At 24.1% G+C, this 19043-nt stretch carries 14 protein-coding genes; 11 read left to right on the forward strand and 3 right to left on the reverse strand.

Annotated elements, in window-relative coordinates:
- Nucleotides 1–22 precede the first annotated feature (22 nt).
- Both dapD and map read right to left on the reverse strand, forming a co-directional pair.
- Complete coding sequence (gene dapD, locus D9V59_RS01140; RefSeq protein WP_158364294.1) at nt 23–847, reverse strand: 2,3,4,5-tetrahydropyridine-2,6-dicarboxylate N-succinyltransferase; 825 nt, start codon at nt 845–847, stop codon at nt 23–25.
- Between the two features lie 53 nt (nt 848–900).
- A complete protein-coding gene (gene map, locus D9V59_RS01145) occupies nt 901–1695 on the reverse strand; it encodes a type I methionyl aminopeptidase (RefSeq protein WP_158364296.1) in 795 nt (264 codons plus the stop codon).
- Nucleotides 1696–1918: 223 nt separating this feature from the next.
- Here map and rpsB point away from each other — a divergent pair, with 223 nt between their 5' ends.
- From rpsB to dnaE, 9 genes are all read left to right on the forward strand, one after another.
- On the forward strand, nt 1919–2638 hold the full coding sequence (gene rpsB / locus D9V59_RS01150) for a 30S ribosomal protein S2 (protein WP_158364298.1): 720 nt from the start codon (nt 1919–1921) through the stop codon (nt 2636–2638).
- 58 nt (nt 2639–2696) lie between these two features.
- Nucleotides 2697–3506: a translation elongation factor Ts gene (gene tsf / locus D9V59_RS01155; protein ID WP_158364300.1), complete on the forward strand. Its 810-nt coding sequence runs from the start codon at nt 2697–2699 to the stop codon at nt 3504–3506.
- Between the two features lie 53 nt (nt 3507–3559).
- Nucleotides 3560–4285: a UMP kinase gene (gene pyrH, locus D9V59_RS01160; protein ID WP_158364302.1), complete on the forward strand. Its 726-nt coding sequence runs from the start codon at nt 3560–3562 to the stop codon at nt 4283–4285.
- A gap of 63 nt (nt 4286–4348) precedes the next feature.
- Entirely contained in the window at nt 4349–4906 is a 558-nt protein-coding gene (gene frr / locus D9V59_RS01165) for a ribosome recycling factor (RefSeq protein WP_158364304.1), read from the forward strand.
- Nucleotides 4907–5010: 104 nt separating this feature from the next.
- Complete coding sequence (ispC, locus tag D9V59_RS01170; RefSeq protein WP_158364306.1) at nt 5011–6207, forward strand: 1-deoxy-D-xylulose-5-phosphate reductoisomerase; 1197 nt, start codon at nt 5011–5013, stop codon at nt 6205–6207.
- Between the two features lie 73 nt (nt 6208–6280).
- Nucleotides 6281–7030: a polyprenyl diphosphate synthase gene (gene uppS, locus D9V59_RS01175; protein ID WP_158364308.1), complete on the forward strand. Its 750-nt coding sequence runs from the start codon at nt 6281–6283 to the stop codon at nt 7028–7030.
- Nucleotides 7031–7220: 190 nt separating this feature from the next.
- Nucleotides 7221–9626, forward strand: coding sequence for an outer membrane protein assembly factor BamA (bamA, locus tag D9V59_RS01180; RefSeq protein ID WP_158364310.1), 2406 nt, complete (start codon nt 7221–7223; stop codon nt 9624–9626).
- A gap of 98 nt (nt 9627–9724) precedes the next feature.
- Nucleotides 9725–10180, forward strand: coding sequence for a 3-hydroxyacyl-ACP dehydratase FabZ (fabZ, locus tag D9V59_RS01185; protein WP_158364312.1), 456 nt, complete (start codon nt 9725–9727; stop codon nt 10178–10180).
- A 41-nt stretch (nt 10181–10221) separates the two neighbouring features.
- Nucleotides 10222–13485 (forward strand): DNA polymerase III subunit alpha, encoded by a 3264-nt coding sequence (gene dnaE, locus D9V59_RS01190; protein WP_187308366.1) that lies wholly within the window; start codon nt 10222–10224, stop codon nt 13483–13485.
- A gap of 232 nt (nt 13486–13717) precedes the next feature.
- Here the strand turns inward: dnaE and D9V59_RS01195 are convergent, their stop codons facing one another.
- Nucleotides 13718–15436, reverse strand: coding sequence for a proline--tRNA ligase (locus D9V59_RS01195; RefSeq protein WP_158364314.1), 1719 nt, complete (start codon nt 15434–15436; stop codon nt 13718–13720).
- A 306-nt stretch (nt 15437–15742) separates the two neighbouring features.
- On the opposite strand from D9V59_RS01195, the gene flhB reads away from it, so the two are divergent.
- Together flhB and flhA are read left to right on the forward strand one after the other, a co-directional pair.
- Entirely contained in the window at nt 15743–16894 is a 1152-nt protein-coding gene (flhB, locus tag D9V59_RS01200) for a flagellar biosynthesis protein FlhB (protein ID WP_158364316.1), read from the forward strand.
- A complete protein-coding gene (gene flhA / locus D9V59_RS01205; RefSeq protein WP_158364318.1) occupies nt 16887–18977 on the forward strand; it encodes a flagellar biosynthesis protein FlhA in 2091 nt (696 codons plus the stop codon). Before flhB ends, flhA begins: the two co-directional genes overlap by 8 nt.
- Nucleotides 18978–19043 lie beyond the last annotated feature (66 nt).

A 19043-nucleotide genomic window follows, 5' to 3' on the forward strand; every position in this document is an offset into this window, starting at 1 on the left:
GCCCGAAAAACGGGCGGTTTTTTTATTTTATATTTCTTAGTAATTTATTAATTTCTGTTTTTCTTGATGTTTTTGAGTCTACTTTTTTTACAATAATAGCTGCATAAAGATTATATTTTCTATTATCAGATGGAAGACTGCCAGAAACAATCACTGAATTAGTCGGAACTTTCCCGTAAAAAATTTTTCCAGTTTCTCGATCATAAATTTTAGTACTTTGTCCAATAAAAACACCCATAGAAATTACACATCCTTTTTCTACAATAACTCCTTCTACTATTTCTGAACGAGCACCAATAAAACAATTATCTTCAATAATTGTAGGATTATTTTGTAATGGTTCTAGAACACCTCCTATTCCTGCTCCTCCAGATACATGAACATTTTTCCCAATCTGAGCACAAGAGCCTACAGTAGCCCAAGTGTCAATCATAGTTCCTTGATCAATATATGCTCCTATATTAATATAAGAAGGCATTATGACTGTATTGCAATTAATAAATGCACCATATCTTACTGTTGCTGGTGGTACTATACGCACATTTTCTTGTTTAAATTTTTTTTCATCATAGTCTTTATATTTTAATGGAATTTTGTCGTAATAATTTGTGTGATTACCTTTTATCAGGTTATTATTTTTCAAATAAATATATAAAAGAACTGCTTTTTTTAACCATTCATGCGTAATCCAATCATTATCTTTTTTTTCTGAAATTCTTACACTGCCGTTGTTTAATAAACTAATTACATAAAAAATATTTTTTAAAATACTATTATCTATATTGTTAATAGTGATGTTATTTTTTTTTGCATATACTTCTTCAATAATTTTTTTTAATTTTTGCATATTTTTTATTTAACCTGATTTTTTAAAATACAATAAAAAATTATAAAAAAATTTTAATTTATATTAACTATTTTTTCTTTAATTTCTTCATCTTTTTGCCATGTTAAAACATCGCATCCATTATCAGTTACTAGTATAGTATGTTCATATTGTGCTGAAAGAGAACCATCTTTAGTCTTGATCGTCCATCCATCTTCCATGCATTTAACTTCGGGTTTTCCAGCATTAATCATTGGTTCAATAGTAAAAATCATACCTTTTTTTAAAATAATATCATTTTCTTTGTTTTTATAATGCAAGACATGAGGTTTTTCATGAAATGTACGACCAATTCCATGACCACAATATTCTTTTACAACAGAAAAATGATTACTTTCAACATAATTTTGAATAATTTCTCCAATTTTATATAATTTTATCCCTGGTTTAATAAATTGTAACGATTTATATAGGCTTTCTCGAGCAACTTTACATAAACGTTTAGATAAAATGCTTGTGTTTCCTATAAAAAACATTTTTGATGCATCGGTATAATAATTATTTTTTACAATTGAAATATCTATATTAACTATATCTCCTTCTTTTAAAATTTGTTTTTTATTTGGAATTCCATGACAAACAACATCATTAATAGAAACACAAATTGATTTTGGAAATCCATGATATCCTAAACATGCTGATGTAGCTTTTTTTTCATAGATAATATAATCGTGACAAATTTGATTAATTTCTTCTGTATTGATATCAGGCTGAAGGTATTTTCCGATCATTTCTAGTACTTCAGCTGTTAATTTTCCAGATTTTCGCATTTTTTTAATTTCTGATTCTGTTTTAATCATGCAATTCATAATATTTAACCATTTTTATATCAATTTTTAATTTAAGATATATAAATTATACTTTAAAATTTTTTCTTTTTTAAATTTAATTATTTTTATATAGAATTTATGTATTAATATAATTAATATTGTTAATATAAAAACATGATATAAATACTTTATTATATTTTGTTTTTCATCATTTATTTAAAATATTGCTTATACAATATTTTTTTACAAGGTAAAAAAAACTATGGAAATAGTATCAATGCGAGAAATGTTAAAAGCAGGAGTTCATTTTGGGCACCAAACACGTTATTGGAATCCAAAAATGAAGCCTTTTATTTTTGGTACTCGTAATAGAGTGCATATTATTAATTTAGAAAAAACTCTTCCAATGTTTAATTTTGCTCTCAGTGAATTAAAAAAAATTTCTTCTAAAAAAGGTAGAATATTATTTGTAGGGACTAAAAAAGCTGCGAGTAAAGAAATAAAAGAGGTAGCTGTTAATTGCGAACAATTTTACGTTAATCATCGCTGGTTAGGTGGCATGCTAACAAATTGGAAGACTGTTCGACAATCTATTAAACGTTTAAAAGATTTAGAAGTAGAATCTAAAGATGGTACTTTTTCTAAATTAACTAAAAAAGAAGCTTTAATTAGAACACGAGAATTATATAAGTTAGAAAAAAGTTTAGGTGGTATTAAAAATATGGGAGGATTACCTGATGCATTATTCGTTGTTGACGCTTTACACGAACATATTGCAATAAGAGAAGCTAATAATTTAGGAATTCCGATTTTTGCTATAGTTGATACTAATTCTAATCCTGATGGTATAGATTATATTATACCTGGAAATGATGATGCTATTAGATCTGTGAGATTATATTTGAATTCTGTATCGCGTAGTATTGCTAAAACAAATCACGAAAATTTATCAGAAGAACTTTTAATAGATACTAAAATATAAAATCTAATAAAAATCATTAAAATTTTAAAAAATTTCAATAACAAGGAAATAAATATAAATGACTTTTATTCATATTACAGCTGATCTTATTAAAAAACTTAGAGATCGTACAGGAGTGGGTTTTTTAGAATGCAAACGAGCTTTAGTAGAAGAAAATGGAAATATAGAATTATCAATTGATAACTTAAGAAAATCTGGAAAATTGAATGCTGAAAAAAAAATTAATAATATTACAAATCAAGGTATGATTTTTGCCAAAATTGAAAATAACATTGGTGTACTTCTTGAATTAAATTGTGAAACTGATTTTGTATCTAAAGATAAATCTTTTATTTCTTTAGGGAAAGAAATCATGTTAACTGCTATATCAAAAAAAATAAAAGATATTAATAAGTTAAGAATTATATTTGAAGACAAAAGAACTGATTTACTCCTAAAAGTAGGGGAAAACATTAACATACGTCGCTTTCATTTAATAGAAGGTGATAATCTTTGTTCATATGTGCACGGAGTAAGAATTGGCGTCTTAGTTGATATTAATAATCTTAAAAATGATAAAATACTTAAAAATATTGCAATGCATATTGCTGCCAGCAAACCAGAATTTTTACATCCAGAAAATGTATCAAGTACAGTCTTTAAACGTGAATATCAAATTCAATTAGAATTAGTAAAAAATCTTAAAAAACCTTCCAATATATTAGAAAAAATCATTGAAGGAAGAATGAATAAATTTATTAAAAGCATTTCTTTAACAAGTCAGAATTTTATTATGGATTCTACAAAAACAGTAGGAGATGTATTGAAAGAATATAACGCATATATTAAATCATTTATTAGATTTGAATTAGGTGAAGTCATCGTTTAAATACATGTTATAATTTTAGATTTTATTATAAAAATATATTTAGGTTAAAAAATATGTCTACTAATCACAAGTGTATATATCGACGTATTTTGTTAAAGATAAGCGGAGAAGTATTGCAAGGTGTTAGTCAATTTGGAATCAATATTAATGCTTTAAAAAAAATTGTAAAAGAAATTCAAGCTATAGTAAATATTGGCATTCAAGTAGGTATAGTTATTGGAAGTGGAAATTTATTTCGTGGTTCAGAATTGTGCAAATTAGGTTTAAATCGAGTAGTTTCTGATCACATAGGAATGTTATCAACGGTTATTAATAGTTTAGCAATGAGAGATGCAATAAATTCAATTTCTTCTATTAATACTTGTTTGATGTCTGCTATTCCATTAAATGGAATTTGTGAATCTTATAGTTATCAAAAAGCTCAACGTTTATTATCTGATAATGTTGTTATTATATTTTCTGCAGGTATAGGAAATCCTTTTTTTACAACTGATTCTGCTGCTTGTTTACGTGCAATTGAAACAGAATCAGATATTATTTTAAAGGGTACTAAAGTCGATGGAGTATATTCGCAAGATCCAAAAAAAAATACTAATGCTGTTTTATACAAAAAATTAACATATAAAGACGTTCTGCAAAAAGAATTAAAAATAATGGATTTATCTGCTTTTATACTAGCTCGAGACTATCATTTACCAATTCGAGTTTTTAATATTAATAAGCCTGGTTCTTTGTATCGTATTATGATGGGAAATAATGAAGGTACTCTTATTACGTAAATTATAAAACATAAAAAAATATAATATTAGTTATAATTTAAAATATATCCCATAGGTAATTATATGATTAATCAAATTAATAAAAAAAATCATGAACGCATGCAAGCATGCATTAAAAAATTTGAAAACAACATTAATAGTATTAAAACTGGAAGAGCATCTCCAAAATTACTTCATAACATTTATATTGAATATTTTGGTGTTCAAACGTCTTTACGTCAAGTATCTAATATAATAGTCGAAGATGCTCATACTCTTAGAATTAATGTTTTTGATAATTCTATTACATCTATAATTAGTAAAGCGATTTTAAATTCTAAACTTGATTTAAATCCTATGATACATGGTAAAGATATATTAATATCTATACCACCATTAACAGAAGAAAGACGTAAGCAATTAATTAAAATTATTCGTGGTGATGCTGAAAGTAGTCGCATTTGTATTCGTAATATTCGAAGAGATTCAAATGATAAAATTAAAAAGCTTCTAAAAAATAAAATAATTAATGAGGATGAAGTACATTCTTCACAAAGTACAATACAAATAATGACGGATCGATATATTAAAAAAATCGATGATTTTTTATTTAAAAAAGAAAAAGATCTCATGAAGATTTAAAAATGTTTTTTAAAAAAATATGTTTTTGCTTTTAATAAAGTAATTATTATATTAATTTAAAAAAATGTAGAAAAATTTTATTATCTTTTATAACAAGAAGATTTATGAAAAAAATAACTATTTTAGGATCAACAGGTTCTATTGGCGTAAATGCATTGTCTATTATTAAAAAAAATCCTAATTTATTTAAAGTAGTTGCTTTAGTAGCTAATATTAATGTTGCTGTTATGTTTAAACAATGCAAGTTATTTTCTCCTGATTGGGTGGCAATGGGAGATGAAAAATCTGCTCAAAAATTAAAGAAAAAGTTAAAAAATAAAAACATAAAAACAGAAGTTCTTTTTGGAGAAAAAGATATTTGTAAATTAGCTGCATTAAAAGAAACAGATCAAGTGATATCTGCAATTGTTGGAATAGCTGGTTTATTGCCAACGTTATCTGCGATTTACGCTGGGAAAGCAATATTACTAGCTAATAAAGAGTCTTTAGTTACATGTGGTCATTTATTTATGCAAGCACTTAATTTAAGTGGTGCTAAAATTTTTCCTATTGATAGTGAGCATAATGCTATTTTTCAAGTATTACCTTTAGAAATACAAAAGAACTTAGGGGTAGTTCCATTAAAAAAATATAATATAAAACATATTATTTTAACTGCTTCAGGAGGGCCTTTTTATAAATTTTCTTCATCTGATTTGTCTCAGATCACTCCTAAACAAGCATGTTTCCATCCTAATTGGTCTATGGGAAAAAAAATATCTGTAGATTCGGCAACTATGATGAATAAAGGTTTAGAATATGCTGAAGCAAGATGGTTGTTCAATGCTTTAGAATCAGAAATAAAAATTTTAATACATCCTGAATCAATTATTCATTCCATGGTTCAATATTATGATGGAGCTTTATTAGCACAATTATCAGTTCCTGATATAAGAATTTCTCTTTCTTATGCGATGTCTTGGCCTGATCGAATTTCTTTTGAAGCTCCTTTTTTAAATTTTTCAAAAATATGCAATTTTTCTTTATGTGAACCTAATTTTATTCAATTTCCATGTCTAAAATTAGCTATTGATTGTTTTTCACAAGGTCAAGCTGCTATGACTACTTTAAATGCTACAAATGAAATTGCTGTTGAAGCTTTTCTTAATTCTCAAATTTCTTTTACTGATATTTATAAAATAAATATTGAAATTTTAACATCTGCTTGTTTTATGGAACCACATTCTATTGAAGATGTATTAGAAATTGATAGAAAAACTAGAATATTAGCTAAGAATAAAGTTTCATCTTTAGTTTGTTAACTATATATTTTGTTTATTGATTAAATAAACATTTTTAATAAAATTTTATTTTTAAGAGAAATTTATAAGTACTATGTGGTATGAATCTTCATCAAAATATAAAAACGAATTTTCAGAAGAAAAACTTCGTCATATAGCAATTATTATGGATGGAAATAGAAGATGGGCTAATAAAAAAGGAAAAACACTTGTTTTAGGTCATAAAGAAGGCTTTAAAGCAGCAAAAAAAGCCGTAAAATTTTCTATTATGAGTGGTTTTAAAATATTAACTTTGTATGCTTTTAGTAGCGAAAACCGGGAGCGTTCAGCATTTGAAATTAAATCTTTAATAAAATTATTTTTTTTTGCATTGGATAGTGAAATAAATAATTTTAATAAATATAACATTAGATTAAAAATTATTGGAGATATAAAGTATTTTAATGCAAAATTACAAAAACGTATTCTTCAAGTTGAACAAATGACTATACATAATAATGGTTTGATATTAAATATTGCTATTAATTATGGTGGAAGATGGGATATAGTTCAAAGTTTAAAAAAAATAGTTAATAAAGTAGAAAATGGATTGTTAAAAATAGATCAAATTAAAGAAAATACTATTTCTGAACATTTATCTACTGGCGAATTACTTCCAGTAGATTTAGTTATTAGAACTGGAGGAGAAAAAAGAATGAGTAATTTTTTATTATGGGAAATAGCTTATTCTGAATTATATTTTACTGATATTTTATGGCCTGATTTTAATCATAATTCTTTTCAAGATGCTGTAAATTCTTTTTTGTCTCGTGAACGTCGTTTTGGAGGACTTAAAAAAATATAAATAATATTACTATCTTTATATAAAATAATTCTTTACGTAAATAAAATTTAAATTTTTTTAAGAAACTCTAAATTAATTGTTATTAATGATTTTTTATAAAATAAATAATTAATATTTTTTAAATTTTGTTTTTACTTAATTATTTCTTCTACTTAAGATGAAATCTATTACAGGGAAAATTGTAATAATAATGTTGATTAAAAAAATTTTTATACCTTGTTTAATATTTTTTAGCACAGCAGTTTATGCAGAAAACACTTGGTTGGTAAAAGATATTCAATTCCAAGGATTGATTAATCTTTCTAAAAATGAAGTATTAAATAATATTTTTTTTCACGTTGGAAGTAAAATATCTGAAGTTGACATTAAAAAAAGTATTCAATCTTTATTTCAAACTGGAAAATTTGAAAATATTGAAGTAATGTATTCTAAAAAAACAATTATTTTTAAGGTTGAAGAAAAACCTATTATTTCTAATATCATTATTTCAGGTAATAGTATTATTAATGAATCTATTTTAAACCAATACTTAATGAAGTTAAATATTCAAAAAGGCGCTCCATTTGATTCTTATGCAGTTAATGTGTTATCAAAAACACTAGAAGATTTTTATAAAAATCTTGGAAAATATAAGTCGAATGTTAAAATATTAAAACTTTTTTCTGAACATAATATCATTAATCTAAAAATAATTATTAATGAAGGTGTATCAATTAAAATTAATACTATAAAAATATTTGGTAATAAAGATTTTTCTAAAGAAAAAATCATGTCTTTATTTAAGTTAAGTAATTATAATCCTTGGTGGAATTTTTCACATCAATATACTTATTCATCTAAGAATTTAGATCAATTTTTAGAAGATCTAAATAATTTTTATTTAAACCAAGGATATTTTTATTTTAATATTAATGATAAAAAAGTAGATTTTGTTAAAAATAAAAATTATGTCAATATTTTTATAAATATTTCTGAAGGCAAAAAATACAGGATTTCAAATTTTTTTATTAATGGAAATTTATTCCCATATCAAAAAATTATTAAAAATTTTGTTAAATTAGAAAATTATGAACTGTATAATAAAGAAAAAATTAATTTTATAGTAAATAAGATAACAAGATTTTTATCTGAAAAAGGTTATATTGATTCAAAAATTGTTGTAGTTCCTGATATCGATCATGAAAAAAAAACAATAGTTTTAAACTTTAATATTGATATAGATAAACGTTATTATGTTAAAAAAATTAAATTCATAGGAAATCAATTAACTGAAGATAAAGTTTTAAGGCGTGAAATAAAACAAATAGAAGGTGAGTATTTTAATATAAAATTAGTAGAATTAGGTAAAAGATTATTAGAAAAAACAAAATATTTTAGTGATGTACAAATAATTAAAGATATAGATCCTCATGAGTCTAATCAATTAAATATTATTTATCGAGTAAAAGAAGAACCTACTGGTTCTATTAATTTTGGATTAGGGTATGGAAAAGATAGTGGAATTAGCTTTAATGCATCTTTTGCTCAAGAAAATATATTAGGTTCAGGAAATTCTTTAAAAGCTAGTGCTATTAAAAACGATTATCAAAAATATATTGATTTATCAATGAGTTATCCTTATTTTATATCTAATAATATAGATTTAAATACTAGATTTTTTTATAATAATTTTAAATATAACTTTAATAGTATTTCTAATCTTTTAAAAAATACTTACGGTTTTGAAGGAAACTTAGGATTTTTTATTAATCATAGGAATAAAGTGCATTTTGGTTTTGGCTATACTCATAATGGTATTGAAAATAAAGAAAAAATGGTTGATACCACTTTATTTAATCAAAAATTTTCTGAACCAGAATTATTAAAAAATAATTTAGTGAATGATTTTACTTTAAATTATTCTTGGATATATGACAATTTAGAATATCTTTATTTTCCTATTTCTGGCAATCAAACATATATTAGTGGAAAAAACACGGTCCCTGGTTCTGATAATAATTTTTATAAAATAATATTAGATTCTGAACACTATATTCCCTTAAATAAAGAAAAAAGTTTTATATTTTTAAGTCATATTCATGCAGGAATTGGAAATAGTTTTAACAAATTCAAAAAATTTCCTTTTTATGAAAATTTTTACACCAGCAGTACAAACAATATTCGTGGTTTTCGGACTAATACGATTGGTCCAAAAACAGTTTACGATAGTACTGATTTAGATAAATGTATTAAATATAAAAATAATAATACATGTGAATCCTTTGATTCTTTTGGAGGTAATGCTATATTTATTACTAATTTAGAATTTAGTGTACCTCTTCCGTTTATAGAAGATAAATACGCTAAATTTTTTCGTACTTCTTTATTTTTAGATGCAGGTAACATTTGGAATATAGAATTCAATAATAGCAAAACAAACAATTTTTTAAAATTATTTGAACCTAATATTTTAAATAATCTTTATTCATCAGCTGGTCTTTCATTACAATGGTTTTCTCCTATCGGTCCATTAGTTTTTTCTTATGCGGTTCCTATTCAGAAAAATAATGATTATCAATTAGAACCATTTCAATTTTATTTAGGTAAAAATTGGTAATTTTAAAATAAAATCATCAAATTTTTTATAAAAAAATATTTTATTTTTTATGTTTTTTTATCTTGAATTGAACATATTATAAAAACAAGGTGTGTCTTTTGAATTTTGTAAAGAATACATTAAATATTAAAAAAATTTTTAAAATTTTACCGCATCGTTATCCTTTTTTACTAATTGATCGAGTTTTGAACTTTAAAAGTTTTAAATATTTAAATGCAGTAAAAAACTGCACTATTAATGAACCTTGCTTTCAGGGTCATTTTTTGAAAGAACCTATCTTTCCTGGAGTATTAATAATTGAAACAATGGCTCAAGCAGGAAGTATTTTACTTTATCAAAGTACAGGTCAATTAAGTATAAACAAACTATATCATTTTGTAGGTATAGATAGTGCTCGTTTTAAAAAAAATGTTATTCCTGGAGATCAAATGCATATCAAGGCTAATATTTGGAAATACAGTAAAAATCTTTTAATTTTTAAAAATACTGCTTTAGTAAATAATAATATTGTTTGTAAATCTAAGATAATTTTTGCTAAAACATCTTTTTTTTAATACAAATCTATATTTATAAATGTAAATTTTAGGAAATATAAATGCATAAACCAAAATTTATTCATCTTCATGTACATAGTGATTATTCGATTATTGATGGATTATCAAAGCCTGAAGATTTAGTTAAAAAATCTATGTCTTTAGGTATGCCTGCTATTGCTATAACAGACTATAATAATTTATATGGAGTGATTAAATTTTATAATACAGCTCATAAATTAGGAATAAAACCTATTATTGGTATTACAGTTCAATTTTGTTCTCCATTAATAGATAATGAAATAACTAAACTAACTTTATTAGCTGCTACACAAGAAGGATATAAAAATTTAATTCTGTTAATTTCTCAAGCATATCAAAAAGGATACGTTGATAATTATAATGTAACTATTGAAAAACAATGGTTATTAAAATATAACAAAGGATTAATATTACTTTCTGGAGGTTGTCAAGGTGAAATTGGAAAAATTTTGCTTTATAACAAATCATCATTAATATCTACTTGTTTATCTTTTTATAAAAAATATTTTCCTAATTCTTGCTATCTAGAATTATTTCGTACTAATCGAGATAATGAAGAAAAATATTTACGTTTAGCAGTAAATCTATCTTTATCTTCAGGAATTCCTGTCGTTGCGACTAATGATGTATGTTTTTTAAATAAAAATGATTTTCAAGTACATCAAATTAGAATAGCAATTAATGAAGGTGAAATATTAAAAAATTCAAAAATTCAAAGTAATTATAGCAATCAGCAATTTTTAAAAAGTGAAAAAGAAATGTGTGATCTTTTTTCAGACATTCCAGAAGCACTTATTAATAGTGTTGAAATTGCAAAACGTTGTAATGTTTTTATATTTTCAGGACAATATTTTTTGCCACAGTTTTCAACTGGAACAATAAGCGTTGAAAATTATTTGATTGACAAGGCTTATCAGGGAATAAAAAAACGTTTATATATTTTAAATATAAATAACAAAGAACATAAATCTATTTATAAGAAATATAAACATCGTTTAGATATGGAATTAAATGTAATTAATAAAATGGGTTTTCCTGGATATTTTTTAATTGTTATGGAATTTATACAATGGGCAAAAGATAATAATATACCAGTTGGTCCAGGACGTGGTTCTGGTGCAGGTTCTCTTGTAGCATATGCATTGAATATTACAGAGATAGATCCATTGTCTTTTGATCTTTTATTTGAAAGATTTTTAAATCCAGAACGTATTTCACTTCCTGATTTCGATATTGATTTTTGCATGGATCAACGTGATAAAGTAATTGAACATGTTTCAAATATATATGGAAGAGATGCAGTAGCTCAAATTATTACTTTCGGAACATTAACTGCTAAAGCTGTAATTCGAGATGTAGGAAGGGTTTTAGGTTATCCTTATGGATTTATCAATAAATTATCTAAATTAGTACCATTAGATCCTGGAATAACTTTAAATGAAGCTTTTTCGAAAGAATCTAAATTATTCAATATTTATAAAAACAATGAAGATGTTAGAAGTTTAATTGATATTGCAAAAAAATTAGAAGGAACAAATAGAAATGTTGGAAAACATGCAGGTGGAGTGGTGATTTCTCCTACTAAAATTACAGATTTTTGCCCATTGTATTGTGATGAAAAAGGGGGAAATCCTGTTACTCAATTTGATAAAAATGACGTAGAATATGTAGGATTAGTAAAATTTGATTTTCTTGGTTTACGTACATTAACTATTATTAATAATACAATTAAAATGATTAATGTTAAATTAAAAGTGAATAAACAAAAATTAATAAATATCAATTCTATTCCTCTTGATGATACTAAATGTTTTGACTTATTAAAAACATGTCAAACTAATGCTGTTTTTCAATTAGAATCTCCTGGCATGAAAGAATTAATTAAAAGATTACAACCTGATTGTTTTGAAGATATTATTGCTTTAGTAGCTCTATTTAGACCTGGTCCCTTACAATCTGGAATGGTTGATAATTTTATCAATCGCAAACATGGATGTGAAGATATTGCATATCCTGATCATAAATGGCAACATATATTGTTGAAACCTATATTAGAATCAACATATGGAATTATTTTATATCAAGAACAAGTGATGCAAATAGCTCAAATTTTAGCAGGATATTCTTTAGGAAGAGCAGATATTTTAAGAAGAGCTATGAGCAAAAAAAATCTAAAAGAGATGGCAGAACAACGTTCTATATTTGAATCTGGAGCTTTAAAAAAAGGTATTAATAAAAAATTAGCAATAAAAATTTTTGATTTATTAGAAAAATTTGCAGGATATGGATTTAATAAATCTCATTCTGTAGCTTACGCTTTAGTCTCATATCAGACTTTATGGTTAAAATCGCATTATCCTGCAGAGTTTATGGCAGCAGCTATGACATCTGATATAGATAATACAGAAAAAATAGTTATTTTAATTAATGAATCTTTAAATATAGGCTTAAAAATTATACCTCCGAATATTAACTTAAGCAAATACGAATTTTATGTTAATAATAAAAGTAATATAATTTATGGTATGGGTGCAATTAAAGGCATGGGGCAAAGTTCAATAAATCACATTATTAAAGAACGAAAAAAAAATGGAATTTTTCATGATTTATTTGATTTTTGCATGCGACTTGATTGCAGTAATAAAATTACTCGTAGAATTTTAGAAAAATTAATAATGTCTGGAAGCTTTGATTGTCTTAATGCAAATAGAAATTATTTACTTCAATCTATTGATGATGCTATAAAAGCTTCAAAAGAGGCTCTTAAAATTAAATTTTTTAAACAAGAAAGTCTTTTTGGTATTTTTAAAGACGAATTACATCAAGTACAAAAAAATAATTTTATTAATACATCTTATTCTACTAAAAAAAATGATCTAGAAAATGAATACCAGGTCTTAGGATTTTATCTTACAGACCATCCTATTAATGAATATACAAAAGAATTGAAAAATTACTTAAATGGTATGACAATATCAAAATTAAGATTTATCAAAAAAAAAACAACAGTTCTAATAGCAGGAATAATTATTTCTATTAAATTTAAAATAACTAAAGATAATTATCGTATAGCTGTTTTAATATTAGATGATAACACTAGTCGGATAGAAGTAGTAGTTTTTACAGATTTATTAAAATTATATGAACCGTTGTTAAAATTACACAAAATATTATTTGTACAAGGTCTTATAAATTTAAGTGTTATCACTCAATATCTTAAAATAACAGCTTGTAATCTTATGAATTTAAATATGATCAGAAAAAAATATATAAAAATAAATTAATAATTAAATCAAATAAAGAAAACAACTTATTATGTAATAAGTTATTTTTTTTAGATAAACAAATTAAAAAGAGATATTTTTATTTTTTTATTCTTATAAAAAAATATTTTAATATCATAACATTCTTGAGTTAAAATTTTTTTACATTTATTTTTTAAAATATTCTCTATTGTATAGATATATAAAATTTATAATTTTTTAAAAAAACGTTTTTTAAAAAATTTTTCTTGTTTTAATAATTGATTTTTTGAATTATAAAATTAATTGCATCTGTAATATTAACTAAAATAGTTTGTTTATTTTTTCTTGTACGATATTCAATATTATTATTATTAATAGAACATGTGCTAATGATGATTTGATGGGGAATGCCAATTAAATCCATTTCATTAAACATAATTCCTGGTCTTTCATGTCTATCGTCTAGAATAACATCTATTTTATTTTTTTTAAGCTCTTGATATAATGTATAAGCTATTTTTTTAATTTTAATACATTTATGCATATGTATAGGTATAATAACTACTGAAAAAGGTGCAATAGAATCTGGCCAAATAATTCCTTTATCATCATGATTTTGTTCAACAACTGCTGCTATAATGCGCGTTATTCCTATACCATAACATCCCATATACAAGTGTTCCTTATATCCATTTTTAGTTTGAACAAACGCATTCATCTTTTTAGAATATTCTTGATTAAGTTGAAATATATGTCCAATTTCAATGCTTTTTTTAATGTTTAGGTATCCAATTCCGTTAGGACTTAAATCTTTATTTGTAACTTTTCTGATATCTTTAATGATTGGAATAGGTAAATCAATTCCCCAATTAGCATTAATAAAAAAATGATTTTTAATATTTGCACCAATAGTAAAATTTTTCATTTTATAGGTAGAAATATCTGCAATAATAGGTATTTTTAATCCTAAAGGACCTAAGAATTTTTTTGTTACTCCTATAAATTTAATAATTTCTTGTTCATTAAGAAAAGTTAAAGGTTTTTTAAGAATTTCAATTTTTTCTACTTTAGATAAATTTAATTCATGATCTTTTCGTATTAATAACGCTGCTACTGAAGTAGAGTTTTTTATATTCGTTTGAACCAAAATAGTTTTAATAAAATTTTTTAATAAAACACTTGATTTTTCGATGTTTATTATAGATTTTTTAGTATTTTTAGTTTTTTGAATAACTGTATTCTTGTTATTCTTTTTTAAAAAATCAATTGTTTCCATAGATTCAGCTGTATTCATATTTGAACAATATGATTTATTTTTAGAAAACACTATTTCGTCTTCTCCATTTTCAGAAAAAGATTGAAATTCATGCGAAATACTACCTCCCATAGAACCTGAATCAGCGTTTACAATGCAAAAATCTAATTTTATTTTATTAAAAATATTTATATAACTATTGTAAAATTTATTATAAGTATTTTGTAAACAACTTTCGTTAGAATGAAAAGAGTAAGCATCTTTCATTGTAAATTCTCGAGCTCTAATTATTCCAAAACGAGGACGTATTTCGTCTCTAAATTTTTTTTGTATCTGATATATTATTAATGGAAGATTTTTATAAGAATGAATTTCATTTCTAATAAAATCAGTAACAATTTCTTCGTTAGTAGGTCCTAAAATAAATTTATTTTTATGACGATCAAAAAGTTTTAATAATTCTTCTCCATATAAATTTAAACGTCCAGTTTTTTCCCATAAGTTTTCTGATTGCATAATTGGCATTGATATTTCTAATGCATTAAGTGCATTCATTTCTTTTTTAATAATCTTTTTAATTTTATTTATTATTCTAATACCAGTAGGCAACCAAATATATAATCCTGAAGATGTTTTTCTGATAATGCCGCTTCTCAGCATAAGTTGATGACTTATAATTTTTGCATCTTGAGGTATATTTTTTAAAGTTAATAGTAGATATTGACTTGTTCGCATTGAATGGGATCTCATAAAATAAAGTTTGTACTTTAAGATTTTTTTAGAACTTTATTTCTAATGGTGAATGTAATTAGTAAATGTAATAATTATTATATAATGAAATCTTATCTTAAATGCTTTTTAGAAGAAATAGATTTTTTTTATTAATATAAAATTCTTTTTTTAAATTTAATAAAAATGAAATATGTTATTTTTAAAAATAGAGTTTTTTTATTTTAATAATTAATAATTCACTTGTTTTTTTTTAAATAGAAAGGTTTAATAAAATTTTTATGTATAAAATAATGGTTAAAAATATTTAAAATGAATCATAATACAAATGAAGAAAAAACAGAAAATCCGACTGAACATCGTATTAAAAAATTTCGTAAAAAGGGAAAAACAAGATATTCTAGAGAATTAAGTTCTTTTTTAATTTTATTAATTGGATTCACTATTTTATGGTGGTACAAAGAAATAATTATTATTGATTTTAAAAAAATGATGTTTAATTGTTTTTATTTTAATAGAAATGATATTTTAGATCCCAAAAATATTTTTTTTAAAATTTCTATATCTTTAAAAAAGATAATTGTTCTTTTTTTTCCGTTTTTCATCTCTTTATTAATTGCAATTGTTATACCTTCAATTATTTTTAGTGGTATTAAATTTAATTTTAGATCATTAGAATTTAATTTTAAAAAATTAAATTTATTCTATGGTTTAAAAAAAATATTTTCTTTTCATATTATAATAGAATTTATTAAAATTATAATAAAATTAAGTATAGTCAGTAGTATACTATTTTTCTATTTATGGTCCTCTTTTTCTGAAATATTGGTATTAAATGCTAAAAGTTATAATTCTTCATTATTTCATGGATTTAATATAGTTGTATCTTCTTGTATTTTAGTCATATTAGGGTTGCTTCCTGTTATTTTATTCGATGTTATTTGGCAGCAATTTAATTATTATAAAAAATTAAAAATGACTCATCAAGAAATAAAAGATGAATTAAGAGAAAAAGAAGGAAATCCAACTATAAAGATGCGTATTCGTCAAGTTATGAAATCTTTCGTACGTAGAAGAATGATTTCAGATGTTCCTAAAGCGGATGTTATAATAACAAATCCTATACATTATGCAGTTGCACTTCAATATGACGAAAAAAAAATGCATGCTCCTAAAGTTATAGCTAAGGGAATAGGTGAAATGGCTATTAAAATACAAAATATAGCTCTTAAAAATAATATTTCTATTATTTCCGCGCCATCATTATCTCGTTCATTATATCGCTATACTGAAATAGGTCAATATATTCCAGGTCCTCTTTATAAAGCTGTTGCAGAAGTTTTAGCATGGGTTTGGAAAGTGCGTAAATGGAAAAAAGAAGGTGGAATTTTCCCTGAAAAACCTCAAAATATAACAGTTCCTTCAGAATTAAATTTTACAGGAGATTATAAAAATAATGATTAATTTTTCTTCTTTTTTTCGTCTAATAAAAAGTTTAAAAACAACTCAATGGCAAATACTTGCTGGTCCAATATTAATTTTAATGATTCTAGCAATGATGGTTTTACCATTAGCACCTTTTTTCCTAGATATATTTTTCACTTTTAATATTGCTTTATCTATAATAATTTTACTTGTTTCTATGTTTACGCGTCATACATTAGATTTTACTGCTTTTCCAACAATTTTACTTTTTTCTACATTATTACGATTAGCTTTAAATGTAGCTTCTACTCGAGTTGTGTTTTTGAAAGGTCATACTGGAACTAATGCAGCGGGAAAAGTAATTGAATCATTTGGTCATTTTTTAGTTGGTGGAAATTTTGCTATTGGAATAGTTGTATTTATAATTTTAGTTATTATTAATTTTATGGTTATTACTAAAGGTGCTACTAGGATAGCAGAAGTTGGTGCGCGATTCATATTAGATGCTATGCCAGGAAAACAAATGGCTATTGATGCAGATTTAAATGCAGGTTTAATTGGTGAAGAACAAGCAAAAAAACGTCGTATAAAAATAACACAAGAAGCAGATTTTTACGGTTCTATGGACGGTGCTAGTAAATTTGTTCGAGGAGATGCTATTGCTGGGATTTTAATAATGATTATTAATATTTTTGGAGGTTTAATTATTGGTTTAATACAACATAATATGTTATTGAATAAAGCAATCGAAGTTTATACACTATTAACTATCGGAGATGGTTTAGTTGCTCAAATTCCAGCTTTAGTCATTTCTACTGCAGCAGGTGTTATTGTGACACGCGTTAGTACTGATCAAAATGTTGGAGAACAAATAGTTAGTCAATTATTTTATAATCCTCAAGTGATTTTATTAAGTGCTATAGTTTTAGGTGTTCTTGGTTTGGTTCCTGGAATGCCTAACATTATATTTTTAATATTTACTCTTTTATTATTTATTCTTTCTTGGTGGTTATATGAACAACAATATTTTTCAGAAAAAAAAATTTTAAATTCTAATAATAAGTACAAATTAATACAAGATTCAATTTCAGAAGCTTCTTGGAATGATGTAGGACTAGAAGATCAAATTAGAATTGAATTAGGTTATAATTTAACACCAATGACTGATATACACCAAAAAGATAATTTATTAGATAAAATTCGTATAATTCGAAAAAAAATTGCTCAAGATATTGGTTTTTTACCACCTCTCGTGCATGTTAAAAATAATATAAATTTATCAGGAAATACATATTATATTTTTATTAAAGGTGTAAAAGTAGGAAAAGGTAAATGTTTTTATGGACGTTTTATAGCGATTAATTCAGGTAGAGAAACAGAATCTTTACCTTTTGAAAAGATAAAAGAACCTACTTTTGGTTTATCTGGTTATTGGATTGATGAAAATTTTAAAAACGAAGCACAAAAAAAAGGTTATTCTGTTATAGATTCTAGTACTGTAATTTCTACTCATCTAAATATTTTAATTTACAATCATATTAATGAATTATTTGGTCGTCAAGAAGCTCAACAATTATTAGAACATATAAATGTAAAAATGCCAAAATTAACTGATAATTTAATTCCTGATTTAATTAATTTAACAGTTTTTCATAAAGTTCTGAAAAATTTATTATTAGAACACGTTCCGATCCGTGATATGAGAACAATTTTAGAAACATTATCAGAATATGCAGATACTCAAAAAGATCCCAATGAGTTAACTAGCATTGTTCGTATTTCGTTAAGAAAAATTATTATGCAAAAATTATTTCATAAAAGAAATATTATTGAAATAATAGGACTTGAATCAAATTTAGAGCAATTATTACTAAATAGTTTAACATCAGGAAATTATACTATAGAACCTACTTTATCTGAAACCTTATTAATAAAAACAAAAGAAGCTATTAAAAAACAGTTGATAATGAACGCTCCTCTTGTATTATTAGTTAATCATCCTCTTCGCTATTGTTTATCAAGATTTTTAAGACAAAGCTTTCCTGAATTAACGGTTTTGTCTCATATGGAAATTTCAGGTATTAAAAAAATAAAAATAACTAACATTATTGGTAAAAATTAATTACTTTTTCAAATGTTTATCAAGATTGGTGCGGTTGTAAGTAGTACGTTTTAGTACTGCATTATT

It is taken from the genome of Buchnera aphidicola (Artemisaphis artemisicola) (assembly GCF_005082365.1).
Lineage (GTDB): Bacteria > Pseudomonadota > Gammaproteobacteria > Enterobacterales > Enterobacteriaceae > Buchnera > Buchnera aphidicola_AR.